The 15,908-nt window shown below is 56.7% G+C and carries 13 protein-coding genes; 4 read left to right on the top strand and 9 right to left on the bottom strand.

Annotated features, from left to right (window positions below):
- Positions 1-29: 29 nt before the first annotated feature.
- Positions 30-1,472 (bottom strand): FAD-binding oxidoreductase, encoded by a 1,443-nt coding sequence (locus tag GRI36_RS07475; RefSeq protein WP_160597890.1) that lies wholly within the window; start codon positions 1,470-1,472, stop codon positions 30-32.
- Positions 1,473-1,633: 161 nt separating this feature from the next.
- Between GRI36_RS07475 and GRI36_RS07480 the strand changes: the two genes are divergently transcribed.
- Together GRI36_RS07480 and GRI36_RS07485 are read left to right on the top strand one after the other, a co-directional pair.
- Positions 1,634-2,212 (top strand): hypothetical protein, encoded by a 579-nt coding sequence (locus GRI36_RS07480; protein WP_160597891.1) that lies wholly within the window; start codon positions 1,634-1,636, stop codon positions 2,210-2,212.
- A gap of 140 nt (positions 2,213-2,352) precedes the next feature.
- A complete protein-coding gene (locus GRI36_RS07485) occupies positions 2,353-3,804 on the top strand; it encodes a DEAD/DEAH box helicase (RefSeq protein WP_160597892.1) in 1,452 nt (483 codons plus the stop codon).
- A gap of 305 nt (positions 3,805-4,109) precedes the next feature.
- Here the strand turns inward: GRI36_RS07485 and GRI36_RS07490 are convergent, their stop codons facing one another.
- From GRI36_RS07490 to GRI36_RS07510, 5 genes are all read right to left on the bottom strand, one after another.
- Positions 4,110-5,723: a class I adenylate-forming enzyme family protein gene (locus GRI36_RS07490; protein WP_160597893.1), complete on the bottom strand. Its 1,614-nt coding sequence runs from the start codon at positions 5,721-5,723 to the stop codon at positions 4,110-4,112.
- Positions 5,724-5,808: 85 nt separating this feature from the next.
- Complete coding sequence (locus GRI36_RS07495; protein WP_160597894.1) at positions 5,809-8,109, bottom strand: ATP-dependent helicase; 2,301 nt, start codon at positions 8,107-8,109, stop codon at positions 5,809-5,811.
- 64 nt (positions 8,110-8,173) lie between these two features.
- Positions 8,174-8,728 (bottom strand): 16S rRNA (guanine(966)-N(2))-methyltransferase RsmD, encoded by a 555-nt coding sequence (rsmD, locus tag GRI36_RS07500; protein WP_160597895.1) that lies wholly within the window; start codon positions 8,726-8,728, stop codon positions 8,174-8,176.
- Positions 8,725-9,522, bottom strand: a complete 798-nt coding sequence (locus tag GRI36_RS07505) for a pseudouridine synthase (protein ID WP_160597896.1) — start codon at positions 9,520-9,522, stop codon at positions 8,725-8,727. The genes rsmD and GRI36_RS07505 overlap by 4 nt, the downstream gene beginning before the upstream one ends.
- Before the next feature lie 32 nt (positions 9,523-9,554).
- Positions 9,555-10,727 carry an aromatic ring-hydroxylating oxygenase subunit alpha gene (locus tag GRI36_RS07510; protein WP_235902192.1) on the bottom strand — a complete coding sequence of 391 codons (1,173 nt, stop codon included), beginning with the start codon at positions 10,725-10,727 and terminating at the stop codon, positions 9,555-9,557.
- Between the two features lie 72 nt (positions 10,728-10,799).
- Here GRI36_RS07510 and GRI36_RS07515 point away from each other — a divergent pair, with 72 nt between their 5' ends.
- Positions 10,800-12,515, top strand: a complete 1,716-nt coding sequence (locus GRI36_RS07515; RefSeq protein WP_160597897.1) for an AmpG family muropeptide MFS transporter — start codon at positions 10,800-10,802, stop codon at positions 12,513-12,515.
- A complete protein-coding gene (locus GRI36_RS07520) occupies positions 12,508-12,768 on the top strand; it encodes a hypothetical protein (protein ID WP_160597898.1) in 261 nt (86 codons plus the stop codon). The genes GRI36_RS07515 and GRI36_RS07520 overlap by 8 nt, the downstream gene beginning before the upstream one ends.
- A 14-nt stretch (positions 12,769-12,782) precedes the next feature.
- Here the strand turns inward: GRI36_RS07520 and GRI36_RS07525 are convergent, their stop codons facing one another.
- Genes GRI36_RS07525 through trpA form a run of 3 tightly spaced genes read right to left on the bottom strand, consistent with a single transcriptional unit; the run spans position 12,783 to position 15,754 of the window.
- Positions 12,783-14,069 carry a bifunctional folylpolyglutamate synthase/dihydrofolate synthase gene (locus GRI36_RS07525; protein WP_160597899.1) on the bottom strand — a complete coding sequence of 429 codons (1,287 nt, stop codon included), beginning with the start codon at positions 14,067-14,069 and terminating at the stop codon, positions 12,783-12,785.
- 26 nt (positions 14,070-14,095) lie between these two features.
- Positions 14,096-14,956 (bottom strand): acetyl-CoA carboxylase, carboxyltransferase subunit beta, encoded by an 861-nt coding sequence (gene accD / locus GRI36_RS07530; protein WP_160597900.1) that lies wholly within the window; start codon positions 14,954-14,956, stop codon positions 14,096-14,098.
- 24 nt (positions 14,957-14,980) lie between these two features.
- Positions 14,981-15,754 (bottom strand): tryptophan synthase subunit alpha, encoded by a 774-nt coding sequence (gene trpA / locus GRI36_RS07535; protein ID WP_160597901.1) that lies wholly within the window; start codon positions 15,752-15,754, stop codon positions 14,981-14,983.
- Positions 15,755-15,908 lie beyond the last annotated feature (154 nt).

The following is a 15,908-nucleotide window of genomic DNA, read 5'->3' on the forward strand; positions in this document are numbered from 1 at the left end:
TCGCTTTAATCGAGGCTTGGCTGCTTCAATCAAGCGGTGCCCGGAACGAGCTTGCCCGGATTGAACAATCCTTGCGGGTCGAGCGCTTCTTTTACGCTACGCAGGATCGAAAGAGACGCAGGATCACCTAACCGGCCTAACTCCATGACTTTCATTTGGCCAATTCCATGCTCGGCACTTATTGATCCGCCCCACTGGGTAACAAGATCATGCACGAATGAACTGATTTCCTTGCCTTCGTTTTCTTCCCACATACCGCGGATTGCGCCTGCCGGTGCAAGCACGTGGTAATGCACATTGCCATCCCCCAGATGTCCAAAAGCAATGGCCGTCGTTCCCGGGAATCGACTTTCAACCTCTGGTACCGTTTCGGTGACAAATTCCGCCATTCTTTCTACAGGGACAGAAATATCATGCTGCATCGCGGGGCCGATAGCTCGTTCTGCCGGGGAAATTGAATCGCGAAGCAGCCAGAACTGTTCGGCTTGCGCCTCATTGGCGGCGATAGTGGCATCGGAGATAATGCCCTTTTCAAGAGCGATGCTCAGGAAGTTTTCGGCCAAATCAGGCAATGAAGCAATGGTATCCTCAGTGCCCACCAGTTCGATCAACGCATTCCAATTGTGTGCGCTTTGCAAGGGTGATCTTGCGGCGGGCAGGTGATCCAGCACAGCGGCGAGGCTGTGAGCTGGCATCACTTCAAACCCTTCCAGCCGCTCTCCCACCATTTTTTCGCAGGCTAACAGAAGTTTCCTTGCATCAATCAGGCTATCCAATCCGGCCCATAGGACGCAGCGCCCGGCAATCTCTGGCAAAAGCCTGAGCGTTGCGCCCGTCACGATGCCCAAAGTGCCTTCTGAACCGATCAGAAGTTGCTTCAAATCGAACCCACGATTGTCCTTTTTCAGCGGGGTGAGCGAGTTGAAAATCTGACCGTCTGGCAGAACTGCCTCTAGGCCCATCACTTGCGCTCGCATTGTACCGTGACGCAACACTTGCGTGCCGCCTGCATTAGTGGAGATCAGCCCGCCGATCGTTGCCGATCCCTTGCCGCCGAGGGTTAGTGGAAAGCGCAACCGCTCAGCCTCGGCTGCTTCATGTAAATGTTGGAGTATGACTCCTGCATCACAGGTGATCGAACGTGTGTCAGCATCAAATTGGCGAATTGCGTTCATCCGTCGAAGTGACAGAATAATAGAGGTTCCAGTCATGTCCGGCGTGGCACCGCCGGACATGCCGCTGTTTCCACCTTGAGGGACGATGGCGATATTGTGCTTGGCGCACAGCTTCACCAAATCAGAAACCTGGTCCGTATTGGCAGGTGAGGCCAGAGCCAATGCCGAGCCTGAATAACGGCCCCGCCAATCGGTCAGCCACGGCTGCATCGTGTCCGTGTCAGTGGTGAAACCTCTTTGCCCAAGCATTTGTGATGCCTGCGCGATAAATTCATCTGTGGTTTGTAGGTCTGTCATCGATTGCCTTATGCCATAGTCGTTCTGCAAAACGCTACCTCTTGCTTTACCAGGCCCAGCAATTAAGCCGTTATTCAACCTTCGAGGTTATAAGCGGCTTCATCGGCGGAATTATTCTGCGGATTTGCAGAGCGATCTGGGGAGTTTGATACAAGTAATTCATGCCTAGTTTTGCCGCCTTACTTGCGCCTTTGGCGCTGCTTTTGCCATTTTCAACGGATCAAAACATCGCGCCGGTCAATGATAGTCCGGGCAATGATGGTTCGGTGATTAACCTGACGCCTATGCCGCAACCAGAAGTCACGGTGCAGCCGATGGAGTGGGTCATGTTGGAGGGGCCGAATGGCACCCCAATCCAGTATCAGGTGCGGATCGAACAGCGGGTGGTTATCCGCGTTTCCCCACGCCGAGTCGACCGCCAAAATCTTAATGCTGAAGCGCAGCAGCGCCGCGCGCCGCAACCTCTGATTGAACGCAAAGTCGGCAAATGTCTGAAAATGAACCAGATTGCTGGCGTTCAAACAACGCGCGATAATCGATTGATGCTGTATATGCGTGACAAGCGATTGATCGTCGCCAACCTTGAAAAAGCCTGTTCTGCGCGGGATTTTTATTCCGGTTTCTATGTCGAGCCGAACAAGGACGGAAATCTGTGTATTGACCGCGACAAGCTGCAATCGCGCACTGGCGTGAAATGCGAATTGTCCCGTATTCGGCAACTGATTAGGCCGACCGTCTAGAAACGCTTAGTCTCTCCGCGTGTATCGAAGGGCAAATTCTTGACTTTTTGCCATTCTGGCCTCAATGGCCTTTCGAATTTTTTGCTAGGGCATCCTGCCCTGGCGCTACCGGGCCCTAGGTCCTCATATCCGGATAATTTATGTCATTTGCCGATCTCGGCCTTTCCGATGAACTTTTAAAAGCTGTAGCCGATGCCGGTTACACCGAGCCAACGCCGATTCAGGCGCAGGCTATTCCCGCCGTACTGATGATGAAAGATCTCATCGGCATCGCCCAAACGGGCACAGGCAAAACCGCTAGTTTCGTGCTGCCGATGATCGATGTTCTCGCCAGCGGCCGGCGCCGCGCGCGGATGCCCCGTTCCTTGATCCTTGAACCGACCCGAGAGCTCGCTGCCCAAGTTGCCGAGAATTTCGAGAAATACGGCGCAAACCATGATTTGAAAATGGCGCTGCTGATTGGCGGCGTGCAAATGGGCGACCAACTCAAGGCGCTTGACGAGGGTTGCGATGTTTTAATCGCGACGCCGGGCCGCCTGATGGACTTGTTCGAACGCGGCAAGATCATGCTAAACGGCTGCGAATTGCTGGTGATCGATGAAGCTGACCGGATGCTCGATATGGGGTTCATTCCCGATATTGAATTTATCTGTGACAAGCTGCCAACGACGCGCCAGACGATGCTGTTTTCGGCTACCATGCCGCCAGTAATCAAGAAGCTGGCTGACAAGTTCCTGACCAATCCGAAGCAGATTGAAGTCAGCCGCGCTGCGTCCGCCAATGAAAATATCACTGCGTTTAAAGTGATGATGACGCCGCGCAAAAAACACGAAGCGCTTAAATGGTTCTTGCACAACGATAACGTCGGCACAGCGATTGTTTTCTCGAACAAAAAAGTAACCGTCCGCGATTTGGCCAAAAAGCTGAAACGCGACGGGTTCAAAGTCGGTGAGATTCACGGCGATATGGACCAGTCGAGCCGGATTGCCGAGCTTGAGCTGTTCAAGTCCGGCGCCATCAACATTCTGGTCGCATCGGACGTTGCCGCTCGCGGTCTCGACATCAAAGGTGTCAGCCACGTCTTCAATTACGACACGCCGTGGCACCCTGATGATTATGTCCACCGCGTTGGCCGCACAGGCCGCGCCGGAGCCAAGGGCAGGGCGTTTACCTTCGTGACCGCTGCGGATGCAGAAGCAATCAGTAACGTTGAGAAGCTAACCGGCGGTAAGATTGACGAGTACAAACCAGGCTCGCCGGCTGGTTCAGTCGAAGGCAAGCCGGTCCCGAAGAAGGCTGCATCCAAGAGCGAAGATCTACAAATCGACGCTTCGAAACAGGATAGCGCCCCGAAAGAGCGTTCTGACAAGCCAAGAAGAGCGCCTCGCAAACCGCGTGCTTCAAAGGACGATGCGCCAGCAGCACAAGTGAGCGAAGCGCAACCTTCTGAACCCAAGCCGACGCGCCGAGCAGTTTCGGACAAGAAGCCCGAAAGGGCCAAGCGTCCTTACCGTGACCATGACACGACACCGATCGAGCCGGGCGAATGGAATGGCCCGCTTCCCGGCTTTCTTGACGTAAGCGCGCTATAAACTTCCAAGCATTTCATCGCCATTTCCGCGGCAGCGGGAATGGCGTGGATGTTGGATCTAGGGTTACACCTGTAACCTAACACACCTCCAATAAGGCATTGAACTGCATAGATTACCCTGTTGGAAAGCGGGTGACACATTTGCTCGCGTGTTGAAACCAGCGCGAGCCAAATGTGCGGCCTGCCCCGCGCAAACCGGCGTGGGGTTTTGAGACCGGATTCACATTTCCCAGATTCACATTTCAAAGAACAAACTACAGGCTAGCCACTGGCTGGCTTGTAGGAAAGCTTGCTGTGATCCTTTGTCTAGGCCAGCAATTCATGCTCGCCTGCTTCATAGGCCTCTTGCAGTTTGAACTTCTGAATCTTTCCTGAGCCGGTCAACGGCCATTCGGTGACATTGATCCAATATGCCGGGGTCTTTTGCGGAGATAAGCGTTCACGGATGAAGGCCTTCAATTCGGCGGCGCTTGGCGGTGTACTGGCGCCGCTTCGAATGAAGCACGCAACTTGCTCGCCCCATTTCTCATCGGGGATGCCGACTACAGCAACTTCCTCAATCGCCGCATGTTCGAGCATGGCATTTTCAATTTCTGCGGGAAACAGATTCTCTCCGCCGCGAATAATCATCTCTTTCACCCGGCCGGTAATCTTAACATAACCGCGCGCATCGATCCGGCCCAAATCACCGGTATGCAGCCAGCCGTCCTTGTCTATCGCGGCAGCAGTGCCTTCTGGATTGTCATTATATCCGATCATCACGCTGTAGGCTCGTGCGCAGATTTCGCCTTGTTCACCAATAGGCATTACGGCGTTGGTTTTGGGGTCTCGTATTGAAAGTTCTGTGTGGGCGGCGGGTTGACCAATCGTTTCGGTTAGATCTTCTAGAGTGTCTTCAAACCAGGTTTGCGTGATAACTGGCGATGTTTCGGTTTGGCCGTACACAATTTGAACGGGCGCACCGAACACATCGCGGGCATCCCGGCACAATTGCGGTGCGACCATCGCGCCGCCGGACATGATCCGTTCAATCGATGAGACGTCGCTGCCCGAACTGCGAACTTCATCGATCAGCGCCACCAGCATTGTCGGAACGCCGAGAATGAAGTCTGTTCTTTCCCGCTCGATAACCTTGACGACCATTGCCGGATCAAACATCGGTGCAAGCAACATAGTGGCGCCAGTACCAATGCCTCCAAGCGCGAGAACTGCGCAGCCCGTCGTATGGAACAATGGCATGTGGTGAATGAAGCTGCCGCCCTGTGTCACGCCGCCGCGGGTCATCGCATCAATTCCGTTTCGTACTAAACCCCGATGATGCAACAACGCTCCTTTCGGGAAGCCGGTGGTGCCGGAGGTGTATTGGATCTGAGCTGCATCGCCGGGTTCGGGGTCGCGCAATGCGCCCTTATTTTCGCCCGCGTAAAGCGCGCTATGATCGGTTAGGAGAATGCGGTGCTTTATTGCAGGAATTTCGTCGCAGACTGAATCGGCAATCGCCTGCATCGGATTCCCGCGAAAATCGGTGACGTAATAAATCGCTTCTGAGCGGGATTGCTCAAGAACGAACTTCAATTCCCGTTTTTGATAGGCTGGATTTACAGTTACCAGCGTAACACCGGCAAGCCCGCAGGCCAGTTCCAGCAGCACCCATTCAGGCAGATTGTTGGCATACACAGCAATGCGAGCGCCCTCGTCGTGACGGGTGGCAAGTGCACGAGCCAAACGTTCTACGTCCGCTTGCAAAGCTGCATAAGTCCAGCTGCGAGCAATATCGCCCGAATAGGTAAGTTCTTTGAGGGCGGGCTGTGATGGCGCGCGGCCCACAGCCTTGCGCAACATATCTCCGATCGTCATGGCAGCTGGCTCTGGCCCGCCTTGAGCTGGAAAATAGGACTCTGTCAGTTCCACTTTATACATCGGTCGCCTCCCAAACGAACTTCATGCTAAGTTTTTCAAGGGAGGATGTCTACGTCCTGCTGGATTGATATCGCTGCGTTCAACCTCAATCCGCCAGCGTTACAAAACTGTCGATCACGCGCTTTGTGCCGGCCTGTTCGAAGTTGATCTCCAGCTTGTTGCCTTCTTGCGCCATTACCGTTCCATAGCCGAATTTATCGTGGAACACGCGGCTGCCTAGCGCGATGTCACTGCGCGGCCTTGCAGCGAAGCTGGCGGCGCTTCGGCGCGGCTCCTTCACCACTGATTGCCTGGTGTCGTAGCCGGTCGATAGCGCTCGCTGCCAGCCAGGGCCGCGTGCGTCGCTGCGCGATTTGCTGACATGGGCGAAGGGGTCGGCTTCTTCTGACCAGTTTGCGCGCCACAATGACGCGCCGCCGGTCATAGTTGTTTCGCGGTCGACAAATTCATCGGGCAATTCTTCGACAAAGCGGCTCGGAATGCTGCTGTTCCATTGGCCGTAAATCCGGCGGTTAGCGGCGTGCAAAATTGTACAACGGCGTTTTGCGCGAGTGATTGCGACATAGGCGAGACGGCGTTCCTCCTCCAGACTGGCGAGGCCGCCCTCATCGAGCGATCGCTGCGATGGGAACACGCCTTCTTCCCACCCGGGCAGGAAAACGTTGTTAAACTCCAACCCCTTCGCGCCGTGCATCGTCATGATGGTAACTTTCTCGCCATCGCTGCGCGATTCATTGTCCATCACCAGACTGACATGTTCGAGGAAATCGCCGAGCGATTCATACTCCTCCATCGCGCGGGCAAGTTCGGACAGGTTTTCTACCCGACCAGCGGCTTCGGTAGAGCGTTCCGCCTCCAGCATCGCGCTGTATCCGCTTTCATCAAGGACCGTGCGGAGCAATTCAGACGGGGTTACTTGCGGTTCCATCTCCCGCCAGCGCAGGAAGTCGCGCATCAACGTGCCAATCGTGTTCGCGGCACGTTTGGGCAGTTCGTCGCTATCGGCCAATTGCAACGAAGCGGCAGCGAGGGGGAGGCCGCTCGCACGCGAATATTGGAACATCTTCTCAAGCGTCTTGGCGCCGAGCCCGCGCTTTGGCTGGTTATAAATCCGTTCGAATGCCAAATCGTCTTGTGGCTGCGCAATCACTCGCAAATAAGCCAGCGCATCGCGTATTTCGGCGCGTTCATAGAACCGGAAACCGCCGATGATTCGGTAATTGAGACCAATCTGGATAAACCGGTCCTCGAACTCGCGTGTCTGATATTGTGCGCGCACAAGAATGGCGATTTCGTCAAGTGGAGCGCCCTCGCGCTCCAGCCGTTCAATTTCTTCGCCAACGCGCCGAGCTTCTTCGGGTGCGTCCCACACGCCGATCACGCGGACTTTGTCGCCGTTTGGAATTTCGGTCCACAACGTTTTGCCCAGCCGCTCGCTATTGGCGTCAATCAGGCCCGATGCGGCGGCAAGGATTTGCGGAGTGGAACGGTAATTCTGCTCAAGTTTGACCACCTTCGCACCTGGGAAATCACGCTCAAACCGGAGGATGTTGGCAACTTCCGCGCCTCGCCATGAATAGATCGACTGGTCGTCATCGCCGACCACGCAGATGTTCTTGCGCTCCTGCGCCAGCAGCCGAAGCCACAGATATTGGACCGCATTAGTGTCCTGATATTCGTCGACCAGAATATATTTGAAGCGCTGACGGTATTGGTTGAGCACTTCTCGGTGGGTGCGAAAAATATTGAGAACATGGAGCAGCAAGTCACCGAAATCACACGCATTCAGTTCTTTCAGACGGTCTTGATAGAGCTGGTAGAATTTCTGCCCCAGGCCATTCGCATAGGCTTCGTTTTCCGCTGCATCGAGGTCGGCGGGGTTAAGGCCGCGGTTCTTCCACCGGTCCAGCAATCCGGCCAGCATCCGCGGCGGCCAGCGCTTTTCGTCCACTTCCTGATCGCGGATGAGTTGCTTTAGCAGGCGCAGCTGATCATCGGTGTCGATAATGGTGTAATTGCTTTTCAATCCGACCAATTCGGCATGGCGGCGCAGCATTTTGGCAGCGATTGAATGGAATGTGCCAAGCCAAGGCATACCCTCGACCGCATCGCCGATATGGCGGCCAACCCGCTCGCGCATCTCGCGCGCGGCCTTGTTGGTGAAGGTGACGCACAGGATTTCGCTCGGCCATGCTTTGCGCATCGCCACCAGATGCGCGAGACGCGCGGTCAGCGCGGCGGTTTTGCCCGTCCCGGCTCCTGCCAGCATCAGCACCGGACCTTCTGTGGTCAGCACAGCTTCCTTCTGCGGCGTGTTCAATTGCGCGGCATAGGCGGGAATCTGGCCGTGATCGGGCGTTGCAGAAGAGGGGCTTGCATCGGTCATAATGAAGGTGAACAGTTAGAGAACATTTGCCACAACCGCAAGCGCAGCTGCACCGAACGCAGAGCTATTCGGCGGTTTCTAATAAGCGGAGAAACGATAGCTTGGCTTTGCCGACTTTGCGGCTGGTTACGACATCAAGTCCCTTGACCGAAACATCTTCGGGATTGGAGGTTTCGAGCACCATCCATGTTGCGGGCCCGATCCAGCCAAGTCGGTTCAGCTTGTCGAGCGCAACCATGCCTGCGCCTGTTTCATAAGGCGGGTCGAGCAGAATCAGATCGAGCGGCTGGCGCGCAGGTCCGAGTGTCAGAACCGATCCCGCGCGGACATCGCTGCGGTCGCGTGCGCTCAATGTTGTGATATTGGCGCGGAGAGATTTCAACGCGTATTCTTCCTGTTCGACAAACAGGCAATGCGCCGCGCCGCGTGAAAGGGCCTCCAGCCCGAGAGTGCCCGAACCCGCGAACAAATCCGCGACACGAAGGCCCTCGAACGAGCCAAGGCGGCTGGTCAGCATGCTGAACAATGTCTCGCGTGTGCGGTCCGCTGTGGGGCGCGTTGTTTCCCCTTTGGGCGCGACAAGCTTGCGGCCGCGCCATTCGCCAGAAATAATCCTCATTTACGCGGCTCGCGGATCAGCTGTTTACGGTAGCGTTCAACTTCGATCTGGGTGACCTCGCTGACCATACCGCGTTTCAGATCGCCAAGCGTGAAGGGGCCGTAAGTCGTCCGCATCAGGCGCGAGACTTGAAGCCCAAGATGTTCGAGAACGTTGCGCACCTCGCGGTTTTTGCCCTCGGTCAAGGTCATCTCGATCCATTTGTTACGGCCCGAACTGCGTTCCATATTGGCGTTGATCTGCCCGTAACGTACGCCTTCGATGGTGATGCCATGCATCAGGTCGTCGAGCTGGCTTTGCGTGATGTCACCAAATGCGCGCGCACGGTATGTCCGCGGCACTTCTGAGCTGGGCAATTCCATAGCCCGTTTCAGCGCGCCGTCATTGGTCATCAACAGCAACCCCTCTGTGTTGAGATCGAGCCGCCCGACCGGCATGACGCGCGGGGCGTCTTTGGGCATGGCGTTGACCAGCGCATCATATATCGTCCGGCGGCCGCTGAAATCGCGCTCTGCGGTCAGCAATCCCGGTGGCTTATGGAAGCAGAACAAGCGAGCGGGGGCGGGTTTACCCACGGGTTTTCCGTCCACCGTCACACCGGTCAAATCGGGGATGATGGTTGCTGCGGTTTCGAGGACTTTGCCCTCGATCGCGACGCGGCCATCTTCGATCATCCGCTCAACCTCGCGGCGGCTCGCAATACCGGCGCGAGCGAGCAGTTTGGCGATGCGGTGCCCCTCAGGGCGGGTGTCATCAGACTTGGGAGCAGCAGGGGTGGGGGTGATTTTTACCATGGCGCGCGGGTTACGCGCTCAATTGCCGCCACTCAACCGAAATCGGCGAGCGCCGCCTGTACGGTTTCGTGGAAGCGCAGGATACCCGTTTCAAGACTGCCAAGCGTCAATTCGGGAACTACCCCTGTTTCAAGACCCTGTTGGCCAAGCTCCGCCGCGCGGAAGTCTTCGCTGGCAAACACACCGCCATCGAGCAGGTTCCAGCTGCGATCCCAATGGTCGCGCGCTTTGTCGGTCTGTGGTTCTTCGGGAATTAACATGAAATCTTCGACAATTGTCTGATTATGCGCATTCGGCATCAGCACCATCACATTGACGTAATCGGGGCTGGGGATGATGATGGTCGCTGGCAGCAATTGATAGGCGAAGGTAATTACCCGCCGCATTGCTGCCATATCATTCAAGTCGATACCCTCCAGATCCTCCAGCCTTCCCACGGCAGAGCGTGCGTGTGGGCCGATCATATCGCCGGCGGTAATCCCGTCTTTGAAAAACGGTCCGATGGTTTTCGCATGGAGGCGGGTGACGTGGTAGCTTTCGAGGAAAGCGTCCATGATCAGTTTCCAGTTGCCGGCAACTTGATGTGTCTTGCGGCGATAAAGATGGTGGTTTGCCATTCCGAACGCGTCGAAATCTTCGCCAAGTGTCTTAGCCATGGTGAAGTCGGCGCCTTGCACCGGCGCAAACCAGATCAGCCCGCCCGCCTCGACGCTGGGCAATTCGACCAGCGAATTTTCCGACTTATCAAGGCCGGGGAATGTATCGGGGCGGGGCAGAGCGAGAAGCTTGCCGTCGAGTTTATAGGTCCAAGCGTGATAGGGGCACACCAGCCGCTTCGCGCATTGAACATCAGCGCCTTCCACCAGTCGCGTGCCGCGGTGGCGGCAAACATTGAGGAAGACATGCGCTGTGCCCTCGGCATCGCGGGTAATAAGCAATGGCCTGCCCGTTTGGTCATGCGGCACCGCCATGCCGGGTTCGGGTAGAAGGGCGGAAGGTGCAATCACTTGCGGCAGCCGGTCGAACAAAGCGGCTTTTTCACGCAGCCAATGCGCCGGATCGGTGTAGACCGAGGCAGGGACATGAGTAATCCCTGCTGAATTGCGCGTTTCCTCCCGCGCTATCGCCTGCGCCAGAGCCAATTGGCCAGCGGTCGGGCTGGAGGCGGGGGGTAAATCTGCGGACATGGTTCCGGCGTTGTTCATGCGGGACTTCCCTAAATCGTCAATCGCGCTACTGTCGCACGAAATCGCATTTATAAAAAGAGACGGGGTTAAATGTCCGATACGGTCGCAGAAGAATCCACTGGTAAGAAGCCAGGGTGGCGCAAGGTCTTAACCTCGCTCAGCCAGCCCAAAACCGGTTATATGTTGCTGTTCGGATTTGCTGCCGGACTCCCTTATGCCTTGCTGCTGGGCACGCTTTATGCGTGGCTTTCCGATGCCAAGGTCGATCTGGAAACGATGGGTGTATTTTCGCTGATCGGGCTTTCCTATGCGTTCAAATTCCTTTGGTCCCCCGCGCTTGACCGGATTGATCTGCCGCTGCTGAGACGACTCGGCAAGCGTAAGCAATGGATTGTGACTGCGCAGATTTTCCTAGGGATTGCGCTGGTTACCTTGTCGATGCTCAATCCTGTAACGGCGCTGGGCTGGTTTTCGCTGCTGGCGGGTATCGGCGCATTTATGAGCGCGACGCAGGACGTGGTAATTGATGCATGGCGGGTTGATGTCGCGGATGATGTCGCGACAATCGATATTCTTTCTACCGTCTATCAAATGGGTTACCGGCTGGCGGCTCTCGCTGGCGGCGCATTGGCATTAATTCTGGCCGAGCGAATCGGTTGGCCGCAAGTCTATCTGCTGATGGGCGGGATTCTGCTGGTGGTTGGTATTCTGGGTCTGTGGGCACCCGATGCTGATGCGAAGGCTTCTGAAGTTCTCGACGCGGATGATGAGCACGGCCTTCGCCAAGCAGGTCAATTGCAACCCAAGATACGCGGATTGGCTCTGCTCGCGGTTGGCGCATTGTGGGGCTGGGCGCTGATTATTGTCGGCGTGTTTATGGTTCAGTCTTTGGGTAGCAACCCTGAATTGCGGCCAGATTCAGTCCAGTTTATCACGACCATGGGGCCGCTAATTGTCATTGCGACTGTTGTGGTTCCAGCCTTTATCGCGGCGCTGTTGGTAAAGCTGGAGCGCAGCGGTTCTTACAAGCTTGAGCAAGCGCAGCCTTCACGCACTGTCGGCGACCGCGCTCTTGACCATTTATACCGCGCATTAGTGCTGCCGCTGACTGAATTCGTCGGACGCATGGGGTGGTCACTAGTGCTGGTTCTGGCTCTGGTGCTGACTTACCGGATTACCGATTCCGTATGGGGCACTTTTGCTTACCCGTTTTATCTGGGCGAACTGCAATATACCAAGGACGAGGTCGCTTTTGCGTCCAAGTTCTTCGGGGTTGGTGCGGTGGTGCTTGGGCTTGCGCTCGGTGGCTATTTGCTGACCGTATTGGGGCGAATGATGACCTTGCTGCTCGGCGCGATTTTGGCGGCGCTGACCAATCTGCTCTACGCCGATTTGTCGATTGGCGGATATGGTCTGGCTGCAGCCAGTCGCTTTTCCGGTTTCACGTGGCTGGCTGAGACTTTGGGCGGTGACGAGCGAATGTCGAAATTGCTGCTCGCCATCGGGTTGGAGAATCTGGCAATCGGTATCGCAGGCGCGGCATTTGTCGCCTGGATGTCCTCAATTGTGGCCAAGGGCTACAGCGCGGTGCAATATGCGCTGTTGTCTTCCTTAACGATGTTGGTTGGCACTTTGGGGCGCGGCGCGCTCGGCCAAATGATCGAGGAGCGCGGATATTATGACGTGTTCATCTTGACGACCCTGATTGGCGGTATCGCAGTGGTGCTGGTCATATTCGAATGGATACGAATCAGCCGGAAAGGCAAGGATTCGGGGATAGACGAGACCGCGCTCAAAAATGCCTGAGATTGAGACAATCCTGCTCGTGCTGGTCGTTATTGCGGCGCTGCTCGGCGGTATGTTTTCACGGGCTAGTCAGGGCTTGGTCGCCGTATTGGCCGCGTTCGGTTATTTTATCGCGGCGTTTTTTCTGTTCGATAAGAGCGACCCGCTGTGGTTCGTAACGCTGATGATGGGTTTTGCGCTGTCAGCGGTGCTAGCGATGGCAGGGGCGTTTGCGGGACGCGTGCTGTCGAAATTGCTGCCCCCGAGGGCTTGAGCCAGTCCGGCCCGTTAATCGGGCAATTCGTCATTGAGACGCAAAACATCTCCGGCCAGATATAGCGATCCGGCGATCAGCACAGGTAAGCCGTCATCGGGCAAAGCGGCGAGGGCGCTGCCGATAGAGGGCGCGGACCGGGCATTTTCGCCATAGGCGGCTGCGGGTAGCACATTGTGAGTGCTGATCGGCACCGCAGTCAGGCTTTCGATGTTCGTTCGCAGCGGTCCGACAATTGCACCGGGATCTTTGCCTTCGATCATACCGAGAATGAGATGCAGCCTTTGCCCGGCGAAATGTTTTGCCAAGGCCTCGCCCGCGCTGGGATTGTGCCCTCCATCGAGCCAGATTTCACGGCTGTCCGTCAGCGGGCCGCGCGAAAGTCTCTGCAACCGTGCGGACCATCGGACATTGCGAAGCCCTTGTCTTACGGCATCGGTAGACGGCAGCATGCCAGCAATCTCAAGCATGGCGATAGCCAAGCCCGCATTTGACCGCTGATGATCGCCTGGTAACGAAGGTTCGGGCAAGCCATCCATCGACCTGTGTGCGCTGTGATAGGCAAAGCCATCTCCCGAGCTGGAAACAGCCCAGCCGCCGAAATGCAACGCGCCGACTTTTTCCGCTTGCGCGGCAATGACAGCCTCTATTTCATCAGCGTGAGGAAGCGCGGCATAGCCCGTGCCTGACTTAAGGATGCCCGCTTTTTCGAAGGCGATACGCTGCAATGGCGCCTTTGGAACATCATCCTCAGGCGTGAGCAGAAAGCGTTCGTGGTCAATGCCCAGTGCCGCAATCCCGCACGCAGCGACGGCTTCGGGCTTCAGCACATTGGTCGCATCAAAGCGCCCGCCAAGGCCTACTTCCACGATGCAAGCATCGGCTGGAGCGCGTGAAAAGGCGAGGAACGCTGCGGCGATCGTGACTTCGAAGAAGCTAGGATCGAGACCGACCGCAGCATCCAGAACTTCTTCCAGCAACGGCGCAAGCTCTTTGTCTTCGATCAGCTTGCCGGCAATGCGAATGCGTTCGTTATAACGCACCAGATGCGGGCTGGTTGTGGCATGGACGATCTTGCCATCGGCCTCCAATATCGCGCGCAGGAAAGCGCAGGTGGAACCCTTGCCGTTGGTTCCGGCCACGTGGAAAACGGGTGGTAGCTTATCCTGCGGATCGCCTAGCTGATCCAGCAAATCGCGAATGGTTTGAAGCCCCATGCGGCCTTGAGGCAAGGACAATTGCGCCAGCCTGTCCAATTGCGCCTGAACCGCCGGATCGTCAGATCTACCGAAGTCTTTCATGTCCCAATCGCGGGAGGAGGGCAGCTCTACGCCGCCTCCGTATCCTTCGCCGCGCCCTGCAGGTAATCAAGTAAGCTCGCTAGCGTCCCGCGCAATTTGTGCCGGTGGACGACCATATCGACCATCCCGTGCTTACGCAGATATTCGGCGCGCTGGAATCCCTCGGGCAATTTCTCGCGAATCGTGTCCTGGATTACGCGCTGCCCGGCAAAACCGATCAGAGCGCCCGGTTCGGCAATCTGGATGTCGCCCAGCATCGCATAGCTGGCGGTGACGCCGCCAGTGGTCGGATCGGTCAGCACGACGATATATGGCAGGCCAGCCTCTTTCAGGCGGCGGGTCATCACCGTGGCCTTTGGCATTTGCATCAGGCTGAGGATGCCCTCCTGCATCCGTGCGCCGCCAGCAGCGGTCACCACGATATAGGCGCATTTACGGGTCAGCGCGCGTTCGGCTCCGGCGCAAAATGCGGTTCCCACGGCCATACCCATCGATCCGCCCATGAAGCCGAAATCCTGCACGCCGACGACTGCGTCATGGCCCTCGATCTGACCCGAACCGACGCTGAATGCATCGCGGTGCGGGTTCTTTGCGCGGGCTTCCTTCAGGCGGTCGACATATTTCTTCTGGTCGCGGAATTTCAGCGGATCTTCCTTGACCTCAGGTTGTTCGAGCAGGTCGAAACTCATGTCCAGGATTTGGCTCAAACGCTCATCCGCACCGATTCGCCCATGATGTTCGCAGCGGGGGCAAACCTGCTGGTTTTCCTCATATTCCTTGGTGAACAGCATTTCCTGACAATTGGGGCATTTGACCCACAGATTGTCATTGGTTTCACGCTTGGATTTGAAGGGCAGCGAATTGCGGACGCGGGTAAGCCAGTTCATCGTGCAGTCTTTCCTGTTTTGGCCTTAGCGCGCCGAATGAACGGCAGCCGCAAGAGCCGAAGTCAGTTCCTTTAGCGCAGCGGGCGCGTCTGCGCCATGCTTCTCGACCAATTCGACCAATGCAGAGCCGACCACGACCCCGTCCGCCACCTTGGCGATTGCGGCGGCCTGTTCGGGTGTGCGCACGCCGAAACCGACCGCAATCGGCAAATCGGTGGCGGCCTTGAGCTTGGCCACGGCTTCCTCGATCGAGGCGGTCGCGGCTTGCTGTTTACCCGTAATACCCGCGACCGAAACGTAATAGACGAAGCCGCCCGATCCCTTCAAAACTTGCGGCAGTCGCTTGGCATCGGTGGTGGGCGTGGCAAGCCGGATCGGGGCGATACCTTTGGCACGTAGCGCGGGACCGAGCGCCGCGTCCTCTTCGGGCGGAATATCGACGCAGATAACCCCGTCGACACCGGCGCGCGCACATTCATCGGCAAACCATTCCGGCCCGCGCCGGATCATCGGATTGGCATAGCCCATCAGGATCAGCGGAACTTGCGGGTGGCGCGCGCGAAACGCAGCGGCAATCGCGAAAATCTGCGCGGTGGTGATGCCATCGCCCAGCGCGCGGAGATTTGCCTTCTGGATCGCAGGGCCATCGGCCATCGGATCGGTGAAGGGCATGCCCAGCTCAATCACATCCGCGCCGCCCTCTACCAAAGCGTCAAGATTGGCTGCGGTGTCGCCATCACCAGCGGTGATGAAGCAGACGAGGGCGGGTTTGGCGAAGGCGGAGGAGATGCGGGTCATTTGCGTTTCTTTACTTTGTAATACGTGATTGCAGCAATCACGCACGCAAAAATTAATGCGAAGAGTACGTCTGTTAAGTCAATTCGATGACCTTGTAAGGATGGCCTTGCGATGAGCGTAAAGACAAACAGAAAAATGAAAATGAGGAAGCTTT

It is taken from the genome of Pontixanthobacter gangjinensis, assembly GCF_009827545.1.
GTDB lineage: Bacteria > Pseudomonadota > Alphaproteobacteria > Sphingomonadales > Sphingomonadaceae > Pontixanthobacter > Pontixanthobacter gangjinensis.

Excerpts from the sequence above, each read along its gene's own strand:
- GRI36_RS07475 (WP_160597890.1), bottom strand. The coding sequence starts at position 1,472 with ATGACAGACCTACAAACCACAGATGAATTTATCGCGCAGGCATCACAA.
- GRI36_RS07480 (WP_160597891.1), top strand. The coding sequence starts at position 1,634 with ATGCCTAGTTTTGCCGCCTTACTTGCGCCTTTGGCGCTGCTTTTGCCA.
- GRI36_RS07485 (WP_160597892.1), top strand. The coding sequence starts at position 2,353 with ATGTCATTTGCCGATCTCGGCCTTTCCGATGAACTTTTAAAAGCTGTA.
- GRI36_RS07490 (WP_160597893.1), bottom strand. The coding sequence starts at position 5,723 with ATGTATAAAGTGGAACTGACAGAGTCCTATTTTCCAGCTCAAGGCGGG.
- GRI36_RS07495 (WP_160597894.1), bottom strand. The coding sequence starts at position 8,109 with ATGACCGATGCAAGCCCCTCTTCTGCAACGCCCGATCACGGCCAGATT.
- rsmD (WP_160597895.1), bottom strand. The coding sequence starts at position 8,728 with ATGAGGATTATTTCTGGCGAATGGCGCGGCCGCAAGCTTGTCGCGCCC.
- GRI36_RS07505 (WP_160597896.1), bottom strand. The coding sequence starts at position 9,522 with ATGGTAAAAATCACCCCCACCCCTGCTGCTCCCAAGTCTGATGACACC.
- GRI36_RS07510 (WP_235902192.1), bottom strand. The coding sequence starts at position 10,727 with ATGAACAACGCCGGAACCATGTCCGCAGATTTACCCCCCGCCTCCAGC.
- GRI36_RS07515 (WP_160597897.1), top strand. The coding sequence starts at position 10,800 with ATGTCCGATACGGTCGCAGAAGAATCCACTGGTAAGAAGCCAGGGTGG.
- GRI36_RS07520 (WP_160597898.1), top strand. The coding sequence starts at position 12,508 with ATGCCTGAGATTGAGACAATCCTGCTCGTGCTGGTCGTTATTGCGGCG.
- GRI36_RS07525 (WP_160597899.1), bottom strand. The coding sequence starts at position 14,069 with ATGAAAGACTTCGGTAGATCTGACGATCCGGCGGTTCAGGCGCAATTG.
- accD (WP_160597900.1), bottom strand. The coding sequence starts at position 14,956 with ATGAACTGGCTTACCCGCGTCCGCAATTCGCTGCCCTTCAAATCCAAG.
- trpA (WP_160597901.1), bottom strand. The coding sequence starts at position 15,754 with ATGACCCGCATCTCCTCCGCCTTCGCCAAACCCGCCCTCGTCTGCTTC.